The sequence below is a fragment of the Vibrio porteresiae DSM 19223 genome (assembly GCF_024347055.1).
In the GTDB taxonomy this organism is placed as follows: Bacteria; Pseudomonadota; Gammaproteobacteria; order Enterobacterales; family Vibrionaceae; genus Vibrio; species Vibrio porteresiae.
The window spans coordinates 17,178-35,829 of record NZ_AP024895.1; the positions used below are offsets into that span (position 1 = coordinate 17,178).

An 18,652-nucleotide genomic window follows, 5' to 3' on the forward strand; every position below is an offset into this window, starting at 1 on the left:
CCTCTGGAATAGGAATCGATGTGGATCGCTCAATGAGGACCGCATCCCTAAACAATATGTACCTTGATGGGCTCATGTCATTGATGAATGAGATGCCATCACATAGCGACTTTCATATCGCTATGACTATTGCTTAAACAACGAGGATAGTAATGATGAGAACTTTAGATTTCACTCCTTTATACCGCAACGCAATTGGTTTTGATCGTCTACTGAACATGATGGAGTCTGGTGCTTCTAACAATACTCAGGGCGGTTACCCTCCATATAACATCGAACAAAAAGCGGAAAACCAATACCGCATTACCATGGCTGTTGCTGGATTTTCTGAAGACGAATTGGATATTACCCAGCAAGAAACCAGCCTAGTTGTTAGTGGTAAACGTAAAGGCGAAGACGATAAAAATTATATTTATCAAGGTATCGCTGAACGCGATTTTGAGCGCAAATTCCAATTGGCGGATTATGTAAAAGTCACTGGTGCTGCTATGGAAAATGGTTTGCTACACATTGATTTAGAACGCGAAATCCCAGAAGCAATGCAACCTCGCAAGATTGCGATCAATGGCAAAGCTCCGACTAATCTGTTGGAAGGCAAAAAAGAGTAATCTTGATAGAATGCTAGCAAGATTGTTGCAGAGATAAAGAAGTGAAAGAGCACCGAATGGTGCTCTTTTTATTTGGTGAGATGCTCTTTATGCTTTTGGATCATAGTAACCTAAAAGCTACTCAACGTAGGCTTTTGCCACTTCTTCAGCAATGATATTGATGCCTTTTTGCATCGCTTCATTGTCTTGAACATAGTTCATACGTAAGCATTGATGAGCGTGAGGCCACTCTTCTTTCTGACCAATAAAGAAATATTCCCCCGGAACTACTAGTACACCACGCGCTTTTAAACGTTGGTAAAGTTTCATTGTGGTGATTGGTAGCCCATCAAACCATAGCCATAAAAAGATAGCGCCTTCCGGTTTATGGATACGAAAACGAGAATCGGTAATCGCTTCTTGCAGCATAGCAACCGCTTGAGCAGCCTTTAGACGATAAAAAGGTTTGATTACCTCTTGGCTTAAACGCAGTAAGTCGCCTTTTTCTATCATCTTTTGGGCGATTGCAGGGCCAACACCACTCGGTGCTAGGCTGATAATGCCATTCATGTTCGCGAGTGCTTGGGTGATTTTCTCGTTGGCGATCACGATGCCACAACGCACACCTGGTAATCCCAGTTTCGACAAGCTCATACATAGAATGGTGTTGTCATTCCAGAACGGTTCAACGTCTTCAAAAATGATGTTAGGGAAAGGTACGCCGTAAGCATTATCGATGATCAGCGGAATGTTGTTCGCACGAGCTAGCTCATCGAGCTTATGGATTTCCTCTTCGGTTAATACGTTGCCAGTTGGGTTTGTTGGACGAGAGGCACAAATGGCAGCCACCGACTCATCAACATGTAGCTGTTCAAAATCGACATGATATTTAAATAAGCCGTTATCGAGTAATTCGATCTCTGGACGGTAGGAGACAAAGATATCTTCATCAATACCTGAATCACCATAACCAATGTATTCCGGAGCAAGAGGTAGCAAGATTTTTTTGTGTGAACCGTCGGGTTGTTTGCCCGCCAACAGATTAAACAAATAGAAAAAGCCACTTTGACTACCATTGGTTAAGCTGATGTTTTTTTCGCTGATGTTCCAACCATAGGTGTCTTTAATTAGAGTCGCTAACAACTTGATGAATTGGTCTTTTCCTTGCGGGCCATCGTAGTTTGTCATGGCCGAAATCAGCGAGCCGTCCTTGAGCATTTCTTCACTGGTTTGCTTAAAGTAATCGAGCATCTCTGGAATCGCTGCGGGGTTGCCGCCACCGAGCATAATTGCGCCCGGTGTTCTAAGACCATCATTGAGATCGTCCATTAATTGGGTGATGCCGGAATACCGATTAAACTTCTCGCCAAATGTTGAAAACTGCATTACTCGAATACCTGATATGTGTGTTTGTTTTTATTAGTAAAGTGTGGCGCAAAAAGCACCGTGTTGAGTCTTTATTGAACATACCGCATCAAACAAGTCTATCAAAGTAATATTTTGTTTTAGTGGAAAAAAGAAAGCCCGACTCTTTCGAGTCGAGCTTTGAATGCCATAATCAGAATATTATGCTTATTTCTGTAGTAGAGAAATATCAGCAATCTGTAGGAACAGGTTACGCAGATTATTCAATAGCGTTAGACGGTTAAGTTTCAACGCTTCATCATCCGCCATTACCATAACGTTATCGAAGAATGCATCCACTGGCTCACGTAGGTCAGCAAGTTTAGTTAATGCTTCTTGATAGTTACCGGTAGCGAATGCTGGTTCAAGCGCTTCAGCCATCACGGTTACTGCTTCTGCTAGAGATTTCTCTTGGTCTTCTTGAAGAAGAGCAAGATCGATTTCTTCTGCTAGCGCACCGTCGAATTTCGCAAGGATGTTACCTACACGTTTGTTCGCTGCTGCTAGTGCTTCTGCTGCATCTAAACCACGGAAGTGAGATACCGCTTTAACACGTTGGTCAAAGTCCGCAGGTTTAGTTGGGTGACGCGCTAGAACTGCTTGGATGATATCCACGCTGAAGCCTTCGTCTTGGTACCATGCGCGGAAACGACCTAGCATGAATTCCAATACGTCTTCTTCTACGTTTGCGTTAGTTAGTTTGTCACCAAATAGCGATTTCGCTTTAGCAATCAGGTCAACTAGGTCTAAGTTGTAACCGTATTCAACGATGATACGCAGCACACCTAGAGACGCGCGACGCAGTGCAAATGGGTCAGAACCTTTTGGTGCTTGGCCAATACCGAAGATACCCACGATAGTGTCTAGCTTGTCTGCCATGGCAACTGCTGCAGATACGCCGTTGCTTGGTAGTTGGTCACCCGCGAAACGAGGCATGTATTGCTCGTTTAGAGCAACAGCAACCTGCTCATCTTCACCGTCGTGGCGAGCGTAGTGCATACCCATAACGCCTTGAGTATCGGTAAATTCGAATACCATTGAGGTCATTAGGTCACATTTTGCGAGTAGGCCAGCACGTTTTGCTTTTTCTACGTCAGTACCGATTTGCTCAGCGATGTAGCCAGCAAGTTCAGTAATACGATCGGTTTTGTCTTTGATTGTGCCAAGTTTGATCTGGAAAATTGCTTTTTCTAGAAGAGGTAGGCGATCAACCAATTTTTGTTTACGGTCAGTATTGAAGAAGAATTCTGCATCCGCTAGACGTGGACGAACGACTTTCTCGTTACCTTCGATAACGTGACGTGGCTCTTTAGATTCGATGTTAGATACGAAAATAAAGTTAGGCAGCAGGTTTTTGTTCTCGTCGTACACTGGGAAGTATTTTTGGTCACCTTTCATGGTGTAAACCAATGCTTCTGCAGGAACAGCCAAGAATTTTTCTTCGAATTTCGCAGTTAGAACCACTGGCCATTCAACTAGGCCGGTCACTTCTTCTACTAGGTCATCTTCAAGGTCAGCTACACCGCCAACTTTGGCAGCAGCAGCTTGAGAGTCTTTGATGATGATCGCTTTACGAGTTTCGTAGTCAGCAATGACTTTACCGCGCTCTTCAAGAATCGCTGGGTATTGAGATGCTGAATCGATGGTGAACTCAGGTTCGCCCATGAAACGGTGGCCACGAAGAGTACGTGCCGATTTCACGCCTAGGATTTCGCCTTCGATAAGATCTGAGTCCATAAGGATAGTCAGAGTCTTAACTGGACGGATAAATTGAGTTTCTTTGTCGCCCCAACGCATTGGTTTTGCGATTGGCAGGTTCGCTAGTGCTTTTGCTGCGAGTTCAACAATGATGTCTTGGGTCGGTTGACCTTTTACTTCTTGTTTGAACAGTAGCCATTCGCCTTTATCTGTCGCAATACGATCAGCTTGTTCAACAGTAATGCCGTTACCGCGAGCCCAACCTTGAGCTGCTTTGGTTGGATTACCGTCTGCATCGAACGCTACGTTGACCGCTGGACCACGTTTTTCAACGACTTTGTCAGCTTGTGCTTCAGCAAGAGCAGTGACTTTAAGAGCAAGACGACGAGGAGTCGCATACCATTTCACGCCTTGGTGAGACAGTTCTGCATCTTTCAGTTCTTTTTCGAAGTTTGCTGCAAACGCTTCTGCTAGGGTGCGCAGTTGAGTTGGTGGAAGTTCTTCGGTACCAAGCTCAATCAGAAATTCTTTAGCCATTATTCTTCCCCTTATGCTTTGTCGTCTGATTTATTACACATAGGGAAACCTAGAGCTTCACGAGATGCGTAATACGCTTCTGCTACTGACTTAGTTAAGTCACGAATACGCAGAATGTAGCGTTGACGTTCAGTTACGGAGATCGCTTTACGCGCATCCAGTAGGTTGAACGAATGCGCTGCTTTCAGAATGCGTTCGTAAGCAGGAAGAGGAAGTGGTTTTTCTAGTGAAAGAAGGTGTTTACATTCTTTCTCACACTGATTGAAGTAAGTGAAAAGGAAATCCACATCAGCGTGTTCAAAGTTGTAAGTTGATTGTTCAACTTCGTTTTGGTGGTAGATGTCACCATAAGTCACTTTACCTAGAGGACCATCAGTCCAAACTAGGTCATACACAGAATCTACGCCCTGAATGTACATAGCAAGACGTTCGACACCGTAAGTGATTTCACCTGTAACCGGTTTACATTCCAGGCCGCCAACTTGTTGGAAGTAAGTAAACTGTGTCACTTCCATACCGTTTAGCCAAACTTCCCAGCCTAGACCCCAAGCACCCAGAGTTGGGTTTTCCCAGTTGTCTTCCACGAAACGAATATCGTGAACTTGTGGATCAATACCTAATACTTTTAGTGAGCCTAGGTAAAGTTCTTGAATGTTGTCTGGAGAAGGTTTGATAACTACTTGAAATTGGTAGTAGTGCTGTAGGCGGTTTGGGTTTTCGCCATAACGACCGTCGGTAGGACGACGAGATGGTTGAACGTAAGCCGTTGCCATTGGCTCAGGACCAAGAGCACGCAAGCATGTCATTGGGTGAGAAGTACCAGCACCCACTTCCATATCTAGTGGTTGAACAATGGTGCAGCCTTGTTGGGCCCAATAATCCTGCAGCGCGAGGATCATACCCTGAAAGGTTTTGATATCGTATTTTTGCATAGTCAGGTTCGCGCGATTCTTTCTGTCTGAAGTGATAAAAAATTGCCCCCAAGTATACCTAGTTCTGCTGCGACAAAGTAGAGGAAATCTTGTTTAATTATTGGGCATAAATTTCGTTTAATGGATTTTTCCCTTGATAATGTAGGGTTTTGGCCGGAAATGCCGCGCCAGAATGGATTTAGACTTGTGCTTTATATTCTTGGTCGCTATGATTCGGGCCGTCTTTGGGGAGTAGCTTATCGAACACAGCCTGTGTTTGGTTCGTTCGTCAACATAATCTCTGTTTCTGCTTAATGATTGTAAGCACATGGAGTGGCGCTCGAGACTTGGCACCCAGCCGAGTTTAGCAAGACCTTAGACAAACATCACAAACCGGGGTGGGGAGTGACGTTTGTCTATGGTTTATATAATAAATCCCTGCCCCATTGAGTATGTCGTGAGCGTTTTAGCTGTTTCTATTAGTACTGTTGCGTTAGCCGAAATCGGTGATCGAACGCAGCTTCTATCCCTTTTGTTGGTCAGTCGTTACCGTAAGCCAGTGCCGATCATTTTGGCGATTTTGGCTGCAACCATTACTAACCATGCTTTAGCTGCATGGTTGGGTGTCGTGGTGGCTGACTACATCACTCCTGAAATCCTAAAATGGGTTATTGCTGCGAGCTTCTTAGCAATGGCCGGTTGGATTTTGATTCCTGATAAAATCGATGACGATGAGTCTATTTCTAACCGTGGTCCTTTTATCGCAAGTTTTATCGCGTTCTTTGTGGCTGAAATTGGTGACAAAACCCAAATCGCAACCTCTATTCTTGGTGCGCATTATGCGACTCAACTTGAATGGGTGGTCATGGGGAGCACCATCGGTATGTTGCTGGCAAACGTACCTGTGGTATTGATTGGTAAACTCTCTGCCGACAAGATGCCTTTGGCATTGATCCGTAAAGTGACTGCGGTGCTATTTATCGGTTTGGCTGTGGCATCGGCGTTTTATTAACCAGAAGTCGTAGATCACACTCTGTCACAGAAATTGATTGAGAGTGAGGGCTGTCATACCTAACTGATAACTCCCATGCTACTGTTTAAGTAGTTGAGGCGGTTATCGAAAGAGGGCTGACTATGCTGACACGTTATACGGGTATGAGTACTAAAAGCCAAAGTTATCTCTTTAGCTTTGGTCTTTTGCTGACTTTCTTAGGTATGGCGTTAACGGATATGTGGTTACCTATGGTGGTGGGGGCGTTTGTCCTAACCATTTTGACACTCGAATCTTGGATTCGATTGCTTTATATCATGCCGTTACGAGAGGAGCTTCGAGCTGTGCATCGCGAACTGCACAAGCTGCAATCTGAATTTCACTCAATAAAAAACGATCAATAGTAAAAGAGGCTGCCAATAGGCAGCCTCTTTTTTTCACTAGCGATTACGCTAAACCTTTTCTAATCACATACAGATAAGGCACTGCATCCGTTTGTGCTTCTATAAGTTGGTGATCCATAAAACGACAAAAGCTCGGAATATCACGAGTGGTTGATGGGTCATCCGCTTTAATCAGCAAAACATCTCCGTCTTGCATGTTACGGATGGTTTTTCGCACCATCATCACTGGCTCAGGACAACGAAGTCCTTCTGCTTCTAATGTCACAGTGGCTTCTTCAGGATTAAAATTCATGGTCAAACTCAAATTAGCAGTAGCGTTTGGGGCTAGATGATACTAGTGAAGAAAAAATATTCAACACAACCTTGGCAAAGTAACTTTTTTGTTATAATTTAATTAACAAGTTTGTAACAAAGTGTAGCCGCGAAATGACCTCACTCGACAGAATTACCATATACGCCGTGTTGTGCTTTATTTCCATCTGTTCTTTTTTCATGGGATCGCCCAACAACGAATCATTGATGCCATTAGTCGGGCTTTTCGCCACGGTGGCAGCGTTGTGGGCAGAATTTAACTTGAAGAAAAAGAAACCACTTGTGTCACCAACAGAAGATAACCAGTCACAGTAAGCATTACTTCCATAACTACTCTACTAATAATTACTATCCCGATTTTTCTTGGGCTTCCCCGTCGAAAGGCGGGATTTTTTTATAAAAAAACCACCGATAAACGGTGGTTTTAACATCAGAAAGTGCGAGTTATTTGGCGAGGAAGAAACGATAAGAAGGGTTATCGGTTTCGTCTTTGTATTGGTAGCTCAACTCAACAAGATGCTCTGAAAAACGAGCAAGGTCATCGTTGGATAACTCAAAGCCACACAGAACACGACCATAGTCAGCTCCGTGGTTGCGATAGTTAAACAGGCTGATATTCCAATGTGTTCCTAACGTACTTAAGAACTTCAATAATGCGCCAGGGTATTCAGGAAACTCGAAGCTATAAAGGCGTTCTTGCAGCGGTTTAGAGGGTTTACCACCGATCATATAACGAATGTGCAGCTTCGCCATTTCATCATCAGAAAGGTCTTGGACTGGATAACCTGCTTTGTGCAAATCCGCAATGATGCTTTTTAGTTCTTCTTGGCCACCTTGGAGGCGAACCCCAACGAAGATATTTGCCAACTGGTCATCACCGTAACGGTAGTTGAATTCCGTTACCGCACGTTCACCAATAATTTGGCAAAACTCGAAGAAGGCACCTTTACGTTCAGGAATGGTGACGGCCAAGAGACCTTCACGTTTTTCACCTAATTCACAGCGTTCAGAAACGTAACGTAGACCATGGAAGTTGGTGTTAGCACCAGATAGAACGGTAGCGAGTTTCTTATCGGATAGCTCGTTTTGTTCTGCGTATTTTTTCAAACCAGCAAGAGCCAGCGCACCGGATGGTTCAGCAATCGCACGAGTGTCTTCAAAGATATCTTTGACCGCTGCGCAAATCTCATCGCTAGAAACACACACATGACCATCGAGGTATTTTTGGCAAAGACGGAAGGTTTCGTTACCAATGCGTTTGACCGCAACCCCATCGGCGAACATGCTCACTTGATCCAGTACCACAGGTTCACCTGCATCAAGAGCCGCTTTTAAACAGGCAGAGTCTTCTGGCTCAACGGCAATCACTTTGACTTCTGGCATCAACTGTTTGACCAATACGGCGATACCTGCCGCCAAACCGCCGCCGCCAACAGGAACGAAGATGTAATCCAAGCTACTGTTTTGTTGCAGCATTTCTAAGCCGATAGTGCCTTGTCCTGCAATCACTAATGGGTGATCGAAAGGTGGAACAAACGTATAACCATTTTCAGCAGCAAGGCGTTCAGCTTCACCTTTGGCTTCATCAAAGTTATTACCAAACAGCACGACATTACCGCCAAAGCCTTTTACCGCTGAAACTTTAATGTCTGGTGTGGTTTTTGGCATGACGATAGTGGTACGAATCCCCAATTTGGCACCAGAAAGCGCCATGCCTTGGGCATGGTTACCTGCAGAAGCCGCAATGACTCCCGCTGCTTTTTGGTCTTCGGTTAGGCTCGAAACCATATTGTAAGCACCGCGCAATTTAAATGAGTGAACCGGTTGGCGGTCTTCTCGTTTAATTTGTACTTGGTTGCCAATGCGTTCGGAAAGGCGAGTCATCTCTTGCAGAGGAGACACATGGGCAACATCGTAAACAGGTGCTTTGATGATTTGGCGCAGATACTCTGCGCCAGTTGGTTTGGATTCTGTCATGCACTTAGCCCTCTAGTTTGGATTTATCGCGCACGGCTCCTTTGTCAGCACTGGTTGCCATGCTGGCGTACGCTTTTAGTGCGAATGAAACTTCACGTTGGCGAGAAACAGGTTTCCAACCAAGTTTGTCTTGTTCTGTGCGGCGTTGAGCAAGTTCATCTTCAGAGACTTGAAGATCAATCGTACGGTTTGGAATGTCGATAGCGATGGTATCGCCTGTTTTCACTAGACCGATGATGCCGCCATTAGCTGCTTCAGGTGATGCGTGACCGATAGAAAGGCCAGAAGTACCACCAGAGAAACGACCATCAGTAAGAAGTGCACACTCTTTACCTAGACCCATCGATTTTAGATAAGTGGTTGGGTAAAGCATTTCTTGCATGCCTGGACCACCTTTAGGACCTTCGTAGCGAATAACCACAACGTGACCTGCTTTCACTTTGCCACCAAGGATGCCGTCAACAGCGTCTTCTTGGCTTTCAAATACGATAGCAGGGCCTGTGAATTTCAGAATGCTCTCGTCAACACCAGCGGTTTTAACAATACAGCCATCCAATGCGATATTACCTTTAAGAACCGCAAGACCACCGTCTTGGCTAAAGGCTTTCTCTTTGGTACGAATACAACCGTCGACACGGTCATCGTCTAAGGTATCCCAACGGCAATCTTGCGAAAATGCTTCAGTAGTACGGATCCCCGCAGGACCTGCACGGTAGAAGTCTTTCACTGCTTGAGTAGTGGTTTGCATTACATCGTATTGAGCTAGCTGTTCTTTCATTGAGATGCCAAGAACTGTGCGAGTCTCGTCATGAAGAAGGCCTGCGCGTTGTAGCTCACCCAAAATACCCATTACGCCACCAGCACGGTGTACGTCTTCCATGTGATATTTCTGAGTCGATGGTGCCACTTTACATAGGTGCGGCACTTGGCGAGATAGGCGGTCGATGTCCACCATATCAAAATCCACTTCACCTTCTTGAGCTGCTGCCAGCAAGTGAAGAACGGTGTTAGTTGAACCACCCATCGCGATATCCAACGCCATCGCATTTTCAAACGCATCTTTAGAAGCGATGTTGCGTGGTAGAACAGAGGCATCATCTTGTTCGTAGTAGCGTTTGGTTAATTCAACAATGCGACGACCAGCACTTAGGAACAGTTCTTTACGATCTGCGTGTGTTGCAACTAATGAGCCGTTACCCGGTTGAGATAGGCCAAGCGCTTCTGTTAGGCAGTTCATTGAGTTTGCAGTGAACATACCAGAACATGAACCACAGGTAGGACAAGCAGAGCGTTCTACCTGTTCAACTTGCTCGTCAGTTACGGTTGGATCGGCGCCTTGTTTCATCGCGTCGATAAGGTCAAGTTTGATGATCTGATCAGAAAGCTTGGTTTTACCAGCCTCCATTGGACCACCAGAAACAAAAACAACAGGGATATTAAGGCGCATTGATGCCATTAGCATTCCCGGGGTGATTTTGTCACAGTTAGAGATACAGACCATGGCGTCAGCACAGTGAGCGTTCACCATGTATTCCACTGAGTCGGCAATCAATTCACGAGAAGGTAGGGAATACAGCATACCGCCGTGACCCATTGCGATACCGTCATCTACAGCGATAGTGTTGAATTCTTTAGCGATACCACCAGCAGCTTCGATTTCGCGAGCGACCATTTGACCAAGGTCTTTTAGATGAACGTGGCCTGGTACGAATTGAGTGAAAGAGTTCACAACAGCGATGATCGGTTTACCAAAATCACCTTCTTTTACGCCCGTTGCACGCCAAAGCGCGCGAGCACCTGCCATGTTTCTTCCGTGAGTTGTTGTTGCCGAACGATATTTAGGCATTGCTTTGTTCCTTGTTAATTTTATGTGGTTCAACCAAGGCAGTTCTCTATTGTCATTGGCTTGTCGTTGGTTGAACTTTAGTGTTTGCCTGTGCTTTGTAAGTGCTTGCTCTTAAGATAGTGAGCTGAGTTCCTGCGATATTGCGGATGAACGATAATCCTCAATACGAGTTCACGCCTGATGGGGTCTTTACCCAAAATCAGGCGTGAATAATAGGCACTCCATTATGCACAAATTTTTTGCTGTAAGTTGTTATTTGGCAGTTCGTCGTTGTTGATTTTGGTGACTTCGACTGTGCGCACATCCCAAAGCTTTTCAATTTGGTTGGTTAGTGTGGTGATTGGTCGGTCACTGTCAACGATGATCTCTACACTCGCAATTTTACTTTCGTGGTTCTGGGTGCCAGCGACTTGACGAATAATGAAACCGCGGTGGCGCACAACACGAAGAACACGTTCTAACAATACGGGTTTGTCATCCGCTTTGATGTCGATAAGATATCTTTGCATTTCCTTTCTCCTACGTGTTTTCCAGCATGTCGCTATTGGATGCACCTGGTGGAACCAATGGCCATACGTTTTCTTCTTCGTCAATTTCTACATGCAATAGATAAGCAGTTTTACTTGCTAGCATCTCCTGCAGAGCCGGTTCTACTTCTTCTTTCTTGGTAATGGTTTTACCAGGAATGTTGAAGGCTTTCGCTAACAATACGAAATCTGGGTTGTCGTCTAGAATAGTTTCGCTATGGCGACCATCAAAGAACAGCGATTGCCATTGTCTTACCATGCCCAAACGTTGGTTGTTCAGCAGCACGATTTTAACTGGGATCTGACGACGTTTTAGGGTGCCTAGCTCTTGTACGTTCATCATAAAAGAGCCGTCACCTGAAATAAGAATAGATTGATCTTCAGGACGTGCTACAGCCGCACCCATAGCCGCTGGCAAACCAAAGCCCATCGTGCCAAGGCCAGCAGAAGAGATGAAGTTTTGTGGCTCACGAGGCTGGATGTGTTGAGCAGACCACATTTGGTGTTGACCTACATCGGTCGATACCATGGCAGAGTCCGGCATCATGTCTGAGAGCTGTTTCAATAACAGTGGTGCGTAAATCGCTTCACCCGGATGGTCATAACGCCATTTGTTCTCGGTGCGCAGTTCAGCGCTGTATTGAATCCAAGGCGAGATGTCATGGGTTAATTCCAACTGTGGCAAAATCAAATTGATGTCACCACGTAAAGCTGCGTTGGCTTGGCGTAGTTTATTAAATTCTGCAGCATCAATATCCAAATGGATGACTTTGGCTTCGGGGGCGAAGGTGTCCAATTTACCCGTCACGCGGTCATCAAAACGTGCGCCTACAACGATCAATAGGTCACTTTCTTGCACCACCAAGTTGGCTGCTTTGGTGCCGTGCATGCCCAGCATACCTAAATAGTTAGGATTGTGGCGTTCAATGGTACCAAGCCCTTTTAAGGTGCTTACCGATGGCATTGGGTTGGCAGTTAAAAACTGACGAACGGTGTCAGTTGCACGCGCTAACTGTACGCCCCCACCGACATACAGCACAGGACGTTGGCTTTTCGCCAGCATCTCTTGAGCTTGAGCAAGTTGCATGTCATCAACCACTGGGATGGCTGGTGGAGTAAAGGTTGGAAGATAGTCGACAGGTGATTTGGCTAATTGCACATCTTTAGCGATATCAACGATAACAGGGCCAGGGCGACCTGTTTGAGCAACTTCGAAAGCTTCTGCGAGAGTGGGAGCAAGTTCATTAATATCGGTAACGAGGTAACTGTGTTTGGTACAAGAAAGAGACATACCGATAACATCCATTTCTTGAAACGCGTCAGTACCAATGTGGGAGCTGGCGACTTGGCCGGTGATGGCAACGAGAGGAACGGAATCAAGAAAGGCATCGGCTAAACCTGTGACTAAGTTGGTCGCGCCTGGTCCGGATGTTGCCATGCAAACCGCCACTTTCTGTGTGGCCCTTGCCATACCTATAGCCGCCATTGCAGCTCCCTGCTCATGACGACATAGAACGTGTTCTACACCGCCATCATATAGCGCATCATAGATTGGCATGATTGCGCCACCGGGGTAACCAAAAACGGTTTGGATCCCCTGTTGCTTAAGGGCTGCAACGACTAATTGTGCTCCGGTCATCGTGCCTCCCCTTGACTACACTGCTGTGTATCGTGTTGTGTTGTGTTGTGTTTGCACTTCATGTGCCACTCCCATTCTTCCGATTCTCTCTGACCACGGATTGGTCAGATTGGCTATTTTATGTCTGTATTTAGTTGTAAAAAAACCCCCGGACTTTTCAGTGCGGGGGTTTTTAAATTTGGTGGTTTATCTAGCGCCCACAAGCCCCCGCGCGGTGCCAATAATGACCACGAGAATAAGGCTAATAATTGAGAGGTTGTGTGCGTTAAAAATCATTCTGTTTTTTTCTTAATTTGCTGTGATGTTGTTAAGAAATATCCTGTGCTCATAGTGGTATCACATTGTTCTGTTATCTGACAAGCAAAACCTCATTCTTTTTTCATATTAATTTTCCAACTCCCTTGGGTATATAAGCATAAGCGGCGATATGAATAATGATGTATCCAATCGCTGAATGCTTTTTAATCAACGGGTAAGGTGTTTATGGGACTGGCAATCATTCATAGTCGAGCAAGTGTTGGGGTTGAAGCGCCTTCAGTAACCGTAGAGGTACATATTAGTAATGGTATGCCTGGGTTTACCTTAGTAGGGCTTCCGGAGACAACAGTGAAAGAGTCGCGCGATCGCGTACGCAGTGCGATTGTTAATTCTCAGTTTGAGTTTCCATCAAAACGGATCACAGTGTTATGCAATATTTACAGGAATAAAAATGTATTTTCTACTATATAGTGAATCTCTGGGATTCAACTAACTTTGTTTTCGTTCCTATTTTTTGTATTAGAAATAATAACTTGGTCCTAGTCTATTAACTGTGGCAATATTATTCCTATTGTTTTATAAGGAATATTGCATTATGGCTAATAGCACATCTAATGATAATGGAAGGGCGCTGGAGTATGCATTAACACAGGCACTGATCAGGTACTATCCAACTGCTCGTATTGATGAACAAACAAAACACGATCAAATCAGAGATTTTGGGAAACTCAAGTCATTACCTGATAATGTTCAAGCGTATTTTATTAAAAATACTGATTATTTTGTAAGTGAAATATTACCTAGTCGTATCGGTTATGATAATGAAATAATAAAATTAAGTAGATTAACCGATACTCAAGGAACAAGAGGTGATGTTACAGATATAAGGTTATGGTTGGTTGATGGATATGTTTATAATATTTCGCTTAAGCATAACCATGAAGCTGTTAAACACCCTAGACCAGGTTCACTAATAGACCAACTTGGTATTAATAATGATTTAATTAATAAAGAATATAGAAATAAAGTTAAAGCAATAGAAAAAGATTTTTATGATAACCTTTTAGAAGGTGAAACAACCTTTAATGTTGTTAAACAAAGAAATCCTGATATTATTTTAAATCTTTATAGAAATATTTGTAATAATTATATTAATTATTTAAATAAATATAGAAGCTATGCTGAAGAGTATTTTTCATTTATTGTAGGTATCTATGAATTTGAAAAAGTAATTATTACAAGAAATAAAATTGACATATTAAACTTTTACAATATACCTAGACCTACAGACATGCGTGCAGAAATATATAATAATAGTTATGTAGATGTTCACTTCAATAACGGTATTTCGTTTAGGTCAAGATTACACACTGCTAGTAGTAGAATTAATCTTGGTCGTTCTATTAGTCTAAAGTTTGACACAAATATACTTTATGATGAAGAAAATTATATTAATAGATGTAGCATTGATCTTTAATCGATATAGAGGAGGTATAACCTCCTCTATGTAATCTATGTAATTAGAGTTATGCTACTAATTCTAATTTAAGAACATTTTCTAGTGATTTCTTTATACTATTTGCTATAGCATAAGCAAAATTTACAGCAACAGCATTTCCAATCATCTTATAACCAGCAGAAACATCATTATATATAAATCTAAAACTATCTGGAAATCCTTGAATTCTAGCACATTCACGAACACTTAGCCGTCTATATTCAAAGCCATCAACAAATAGGAATTTGTTTTGTTCTAGTTTTTCCATTTTTGGTGCTGATGGGTGTATTGGTGCATGTCTCCCACCAGCCTGAATAGTAAATGATGGCTCATTCCAAGCTCTTACTCTATTTCTACTCATATACATACTAGAAAACGATCCTGTCATATATTCGTGGTTAGGAATTACTGTGTCAGGATTTGGCTTAGATTTAGAAATTGCAGGAACGGCTAGCCCATCTAAATCCATTATACAATCTTTTAGTTTAGGTTTGTTATCCAATGCTTCAGGAAAAGAATAAGAAACACCTAAGTCCTTTCTAAATCCGATGAATATAACTCGTTTTCTATCTTGTGCTACGCCGTAATCATTAGCATTTAGAAGTTTAAAAAAAAGATCATACCCAGCATCTTGGAATGTTTTTTTTATATTATCTAAAGCTTCTTTATGTCTTGGTGCTAACATACCACTAACATTTTCAGCTAGGAAGAATTTAGGCTGTTTATCTTTTAAAATACGAATAAAATCGAAAAATAGCTGACCTCTCTGATCATTTATTCCTCTTCTTGAGCCTGCTTCACTCCAACTTTGACACGGTGGACCACCGATAATTCCGTCGCAATCAGGTACCTCTATACTAGGAATATCTACGATACTACGTCTATCTAACTTGGTATTTGGGTGATTAAGCTCATAAGTCGCCCATATGTCTTTATCATATTCGTTGGCGAATGGTATTGAAAATCCAGCTTTTTCAAAACCCAAGTCGAGTCCACCAGCTCCTGAAAAGAAAGAGTTTACTTTTAGTTGCATATACATTTTCTCTAGTAAGAAGAATTACCATATTGAAGCAAATAACTGGATATAAGGCCAGTGCTTTTTTGTCTGTTTATTAAAAATTCGTGATTTATATCACACATTTTCGGCGTAGCAAATTGTTAAAGTCGATTTCTTCGAGCGTTATGAGTTTTTAGAGATTGACTATACTCCATTTCATGCGCTTTCTCAGGATCTAACTTTCTAAGTTTAGATAGTGCGATGTTAGTTAAATCAATAGATTGAAGAAAACATGTCGTTAAGTTTTCTATTTCAGCTTCTAAATCACCAATTATCAATTGGTGATTTTCTATTTTATCTTTTAATCTTTGACTTGGTTCTTGTCTTTTCTTTTCTAGTTGATTTTTTGTTTTTAATCTTTCCTTCAATTTATATTTTTCATTCTCGCAAATATTTTTTTTCAAGATTATTTCATTATTTAAACTTTTAGATAAAACGTTTTTGTTTTTTGATTCTAGAAATGTTTTTATATTGTCATCCATATTTTATACCTCACTAAATATAAAGTATCATTAATTATTTATTTATCAATAGATAATATTGACTTTGTTTAGGATTATGTAATTAATATAATTGTAGTGAAAGTTATATTTTACACTTTGGATATACTAAGAATAGACTACCAACGATTCTAAAACATAAGTTTTCCATTGCTGCGCTCGGATAAACTTTAATTTTAGGTTGGTAAACTTTAAAAAGTTTAATCAAATAAAAAGAGGGCATAAAAATATAGGAGAAAAGACAAATGACAAAACAAAGGTTATACCACTCAAATTTCAATCACCACGGACATCGTAGAGGTAAAGCAAATCGGTCTCGTGCTCATAATTTAAGAGCCAAAGCAGTTCTTGAAAGTTTATATACAGACAAATTAGAAATGAACGATATCTGTGATTTCGGTTTGACAAAAAATAATGTTTTATATATTCCTGACGAAAACGGGAAATTAAAACTATCTAATCCGGAGAAAGGAGAAAACCTCTATAATCAAATAACATTTAAACTGGATAAAGAAAAAAAGGAATACTTGGCTAATCTAGAAAGTGCTTTTAGCGACTCAAACAAAGCAGAACTATCTGATAAAAGGGCAAAAGCAAAAGCTGCATTAAAACGTTATAAGGATGGTTCTGATGGTTCAGAAAGTGAGTTCTGGCAAGACTTAACGGATAGGTTAGGCTCTGACGAAATAGATCCAGAAACAGAAATTTATAATTTAAAAAATTGTGCTGCAAAGATAAAAAGATTTAATCAAAAAGTTCAAAGACTAAAAGAATTATCAGATTATAATCAATTGATAGGAGTGAAAAGTAGAAATACAGAATATACAGTTTTCAGCAAGGAGTTGGTTTATAAGTTCCCTGATGATACAGGGTTAAATGTTAAACCTACGGATTTGGCTAATTTTGTAAATGGCATTAGTAAAATATTATATCCTGATTTTTCTGTTAATTATTTAGTTGTTCATTTAGATGAAAACCCAGACAATCCCCATGCTCATATTGAATATTCTGGTAAAAATAATCAAACTGGTGAAATGGACATTCAACAGCAAGTTTTTTTAAATTTGAAAAGAGTATATAAAAAAGAAAGTAAAATTTTTCCTTTTGAAAATATTAATCATTATAATGATTTAACATTTACAGAAGTTAAAAAATTTGGTGAAGTGTATCAAGATTATATTTTCGAAAAGATGAATGCTTTTTTAAAAGAAAGGAAATATGAAGTAAACCTTGAAAAAAGAACAGCAGTAGAAAAGTTAAATGACTTTGAAAAATTCAAAGATAAATTTAGACCATCACAGAAAAGAGAATGGACTAGAGCTGGTAAATTGAAAGAACAAAATAAGGTGGCTGAAGAAAAATTAGTAGAAACAAATGAAAATTTAGCTAAAAATAAAACAAAAATAGCAACTCAAAATATGGTTATAAAATCAAAAAAAGAAGAGGTTGAAAAAATAGATATTGAAATAATAGACAAGGTAAATATTTTACTTAAACTTAATGAAAAAATTAATGATCTTAATAAAAAATATGAAGAATTAAAAGAGGCGGTAAAAGATGCCCTGACAAGCGCTTATGAATATGCAGTAAATGATTTAAAACCAAGTTTATTTAACTATTTTAAAAGGCAAAAGCAAATTAAAGAAATTGATTCTGAATTAGGGGAAAGGTTAAAAAATGATGCTATTGATCTACAACCAAATGAAGAAAAGAAAAATGCCATTAAATATAACAGAAATTAAATGAACTAATTATAGTTCATTTAATAATATTTATTATAATATGATAGTATAGTAAATAATTAATAACGACCCCAATCATTAGGATCATCGCAATTATCTATGGCTTCTTGCTCTTGGCAGTTTCTGCATATATCTTCACCGTGATTAGTATCTTCATTGCATATTTTGCAGTTTCCAACATCTTCATAGTCATAATTACTTTCGTTCATTTTCTTCTCCTGTTATTTTGTTGTTATTTGTTTTGAATATTCTCTTTTTATTTTCTTTGTCTGCTCATTATAGTCTAAATAAATAGTTGCTTTAAATTTTGCTTTCCACAAATTAGCATCACCTTTTGTCCATACAATAAAGGCATTTATTGCATAAATGTTCATGTTTCCATTTTTAAATATTTCAATGAATTTTCTTTCAACAAGAACTCTAATGTGTCTTGATAAAGTTCGTCTACTAAGTTTAAATAATTTTTCTAACGTAGCCATTGAAATACATATTGCATTAGTTCCGTCCATCTCAGATATAAAAAACTCAAAAATAGAATTAGCAATAGGTTCCTCTCTTGCTAACAAAACTTTGGATTTGTAATTTTCTTTATTAAATGCAAAAAAAGGTGCGCTCAATTGTTTTGCTTCTATCTCTCCTGTTTCTTTGTCTCTATTTAGAATTACTGGACATTCTTGGCTATCTTCTCTATATGTTTTATATTTATTATTTTCAATAATATTATTCATTTTAATTTCTCCTATATTTATAAATTGAATATAATT

The 18,652-nt window shown here is 40.8% G+C and carries 17 protein-coding genes and 1 pseudogene; 6 read left to right on the forward strand and 12 right to left on the reverse strand.

What is annotated here, in order from left to right:
- Positions 1-155: 155 nt before the first annotated feature.
- Positions 156-608 (forward strand): Hsp20 family protein, encoded by a 453-nt coding sequence (locus OCV11_RS00085; RefSeq protein WP_261896328.1) that lies wholly within the window; start codon positions 156-158, stop codon positions 606-608.
- 117 nt (positions 609-725) lie between these two features.
- On the opposite strand, the gene OCV11_RS00090 is transcribed toward OCV11_RS00085, so the two are convergent.
- The 3 genes from OCV11_RS00090 to glyQ form a co-directional block, all read right to left on the reverse strand.
- A complete protein-coding gene (locus tag OCV11_RS00090) occupies positions 726-1,973 on the reverse strand; it encodes a valine--pyruvate transaminase (RefSeq protein WP_261894188.1) in 1,248 nt (415 codons plus the stop codon).
- 186 nt (positions 1,974-2,159) lie between these two features.
- Entirely contained in the window at positions 2,160-4,226 is a 2,067-nt protein-coding gene (gene glyS, locus OCV11_RS00095) for a glycine--tRNA ligase subunit beta (protein ID WP_261894189.1), read from the reverse strand.
- Positions 4,227-4,237: 11 nt separating this feature from the next.
- Complete coding sequence (glyQ, locus tag OCV11_RS00100; protein ID WP_261894190.1) at positions 4,238-5,158, reverse strand: glycine--tRNA ligase subunit alpha; 921 nt, start codon at positions 5,156-5,158, stop codon at positions 4,238-4,240.
- Positions 5,159-5,594: 436 nt separating this feature from the next.
- On the opposite strand from glyQ, the gene OCV11_RS00105 reads away from it, so the two are divergent.
- Both OCV11_RS00105 and OCV11_RS00110 read left to right on the forward strand, forming a co-directional pair.
- Positions 5,595-6,149, forward strand: coding sequence for a TMEM165/GDT1 family protein (locus OCV11_RS00105; protein WP_261894191.1), 555 nt, complete (start codon positions 5,595-5,597; stop codon positions 6,147-6,149).
- A gap of 122 nt (positions 6,150-6,271) precedes the next feature.
- On the forward strand, positions 6,272-6,532 hold the full coding sequence (locus OCV11_RS00110) for a hypothetical protein (RefSeq protein ID WP_261894192.1): 261 nt from the start codon (positions 6,272-6,274) through the stop codon (positions 6,530-6,532).
- Positions 6,533-6,575: 43 nt separating this feature from the next.
- Here the strand turns inward: OCV11_RS00110 and tusA are convergent, their stop codons facing one another.
- From tusA to ilvG, 5 genes are all read right to left on the reverse strand, one after another.
- The gene (gene tusA, locus OCV11_RS00115) at positions 6,576-6,824 is read right to left on the reverse strand and encodes a sulfurtransferase TusA (RefSeq protein WP_261894193.1); all 249 of its coding nucleotides are present in this window, start codon (positions 6,822-6,824) and stop codon (positions 6,576-6,578) included.
- 464 nt (positions 6,825-7,288) lie between these two features.
- Positions 7,289-8,821, reverse strand: a complete 1,533-nt coding sequence (ilvA, locus tag OCV11_RS00125; RefSeq protein ID WP_261894196.1) for a threonine ammonia-lyase, biosynthetic — start codon at positions 8,819-8,821, stop codon at positions 7,289-7,291.
- A 4-nt stretch (positions 8,822-8,825) separates the two neighbouring features.
- On the reverse strand, positions 8,826-10,667 hold the full coding sequence (ilvD, locus tag OCV11_RS00130) for a dihydroxy-acid dehydratase (protein WP_261894197.1): 1,842 nt from the start codon (positions 10,665-10,667) through the stop codon (positions 8,826-8,828).
- A gap of 224 nt (positions 10,668-10,891) precedes the next feature.
- Positions 10,892-11,176, reverse strand: coding sequence for an acetolactate synthase 2 small subunit (gene ilvM, locus OCV11_RS00135; protein ID WP_261894198.1), 285 nt, complete (start codon positions 11,174-11,176; stop codon positions 10,892-10,894).
- Positions 11,177-11,186: 10 nt separating this feature from the next.
- Positions 11,187-12,833 (reverse strand): acetolactate synthase 2 catalytic subunit, encoded by a 1,647-nt coding sequence (ilvG, locus tag OCV11_RS00140; protein WP_261894200.1) that lies wholly within the window; start codon positions 12,831-12,833, stop codon positions 11,187-11,189.
- A 483-nt stretch (positions 12,834-13,316) separates the two neighbouring features.
- Here ilvG and OCV11_RS00145 point away from each other — a divergent pair.
- Positions 13,317-13,517, forward strand: a pseudogene (locus OCV11_RS00145) (magnesium chelatase domain-containing protein); the annotation flags it as partial.
- A gap of 169 nt (positions 13,518-13,686) precedes the next feature.
- Positions 13,687-14,568, forward strand: a complete 882-nt coding sequence (locus OCV11_RS00150) for a HaeIII family restriction endonuclease (RefSeq protein ID WP_261894201.1) — start codon at positions 13,687-13,689, stop codon at positions 14,566-14,568.
- A 49-nt stretch (positions 14,569-14,617) separates the two neighbouring features.
- On the opposite strand, the gene OCV11_RS00155 is transcribed toward OCV11_RS00150, so the two are convergent.
- Positions 14,618-15,622, reverse strand: coding sequence for a DNA cytosine methyltransferase (locus tag OCV11_RS00155; protein WP_252935059.1), 1,005 nt, complete (start codon positions 15,620-15,622; stop codon positions 14,618-14,620).
- Between the two features lie 125 nt (positions 15,623-15,747).
- Entirely contained in the window at positions 15,748-16,128 is a 381-nt protein-coding gene (locus OCV11_RS00160; RefSeq protein WP_261894203.1) for a hypothetical protein, read from the reverse strand.
- A 263-nt stretch (positions 16,129-16,391) separates the two neighbouring features.
- Here OCV11_RS00160 and OCV11_RS00165 point away from each other — a divergent pair, with 263 nt between their 5' ends.
- Positions 16,392-17,888, forward strand: coding sequence for a coiled-coil domain-containing protein (locus OCV11_RS00165; protein WP_261894204.1), 1,497 nt, complete (start codon positions 16,392-16,394; stop codon positions 17,886-17,888).
- Positions 17,889-17,947: 59 nt separating this feature from the next.
- Here OCV11_RS00165 and OCV11_RS00170 read toward each other — a convergent pair whose 3' ends face one another.
- Both OCV11_RS00170 and OCV11_RS00175 read right to left on the reverse strand, forming a co-directional pair.
- Positions 17,948-18,097 carry a hypothetical protein gene (locus OCV11_RS00170; protein ID WP_261894205.1) on the reverse strand — a complete coding sequence of 50 codons (150 nt, stop codon included), beginning with the start codon at positions 18,095-18,097 and terminating at the stop codon, positions 17,948-17,950.
- Positions 18,098-18,109: 12 nt separating this feature from the next.
- Positions 18,110-18,616 (reverse strand): helix-turn-helix domain-containing protein, encoded by a 507-nt coding sequence (locus OCV11_RS00175; protein WP_261894206.1) that lies wholly within the window; start codon positions 18,614-18,616, stop codon positions 18,110-18,112.
- Positions 18,617-18,652: the final 36 nt, after the last annotated feature.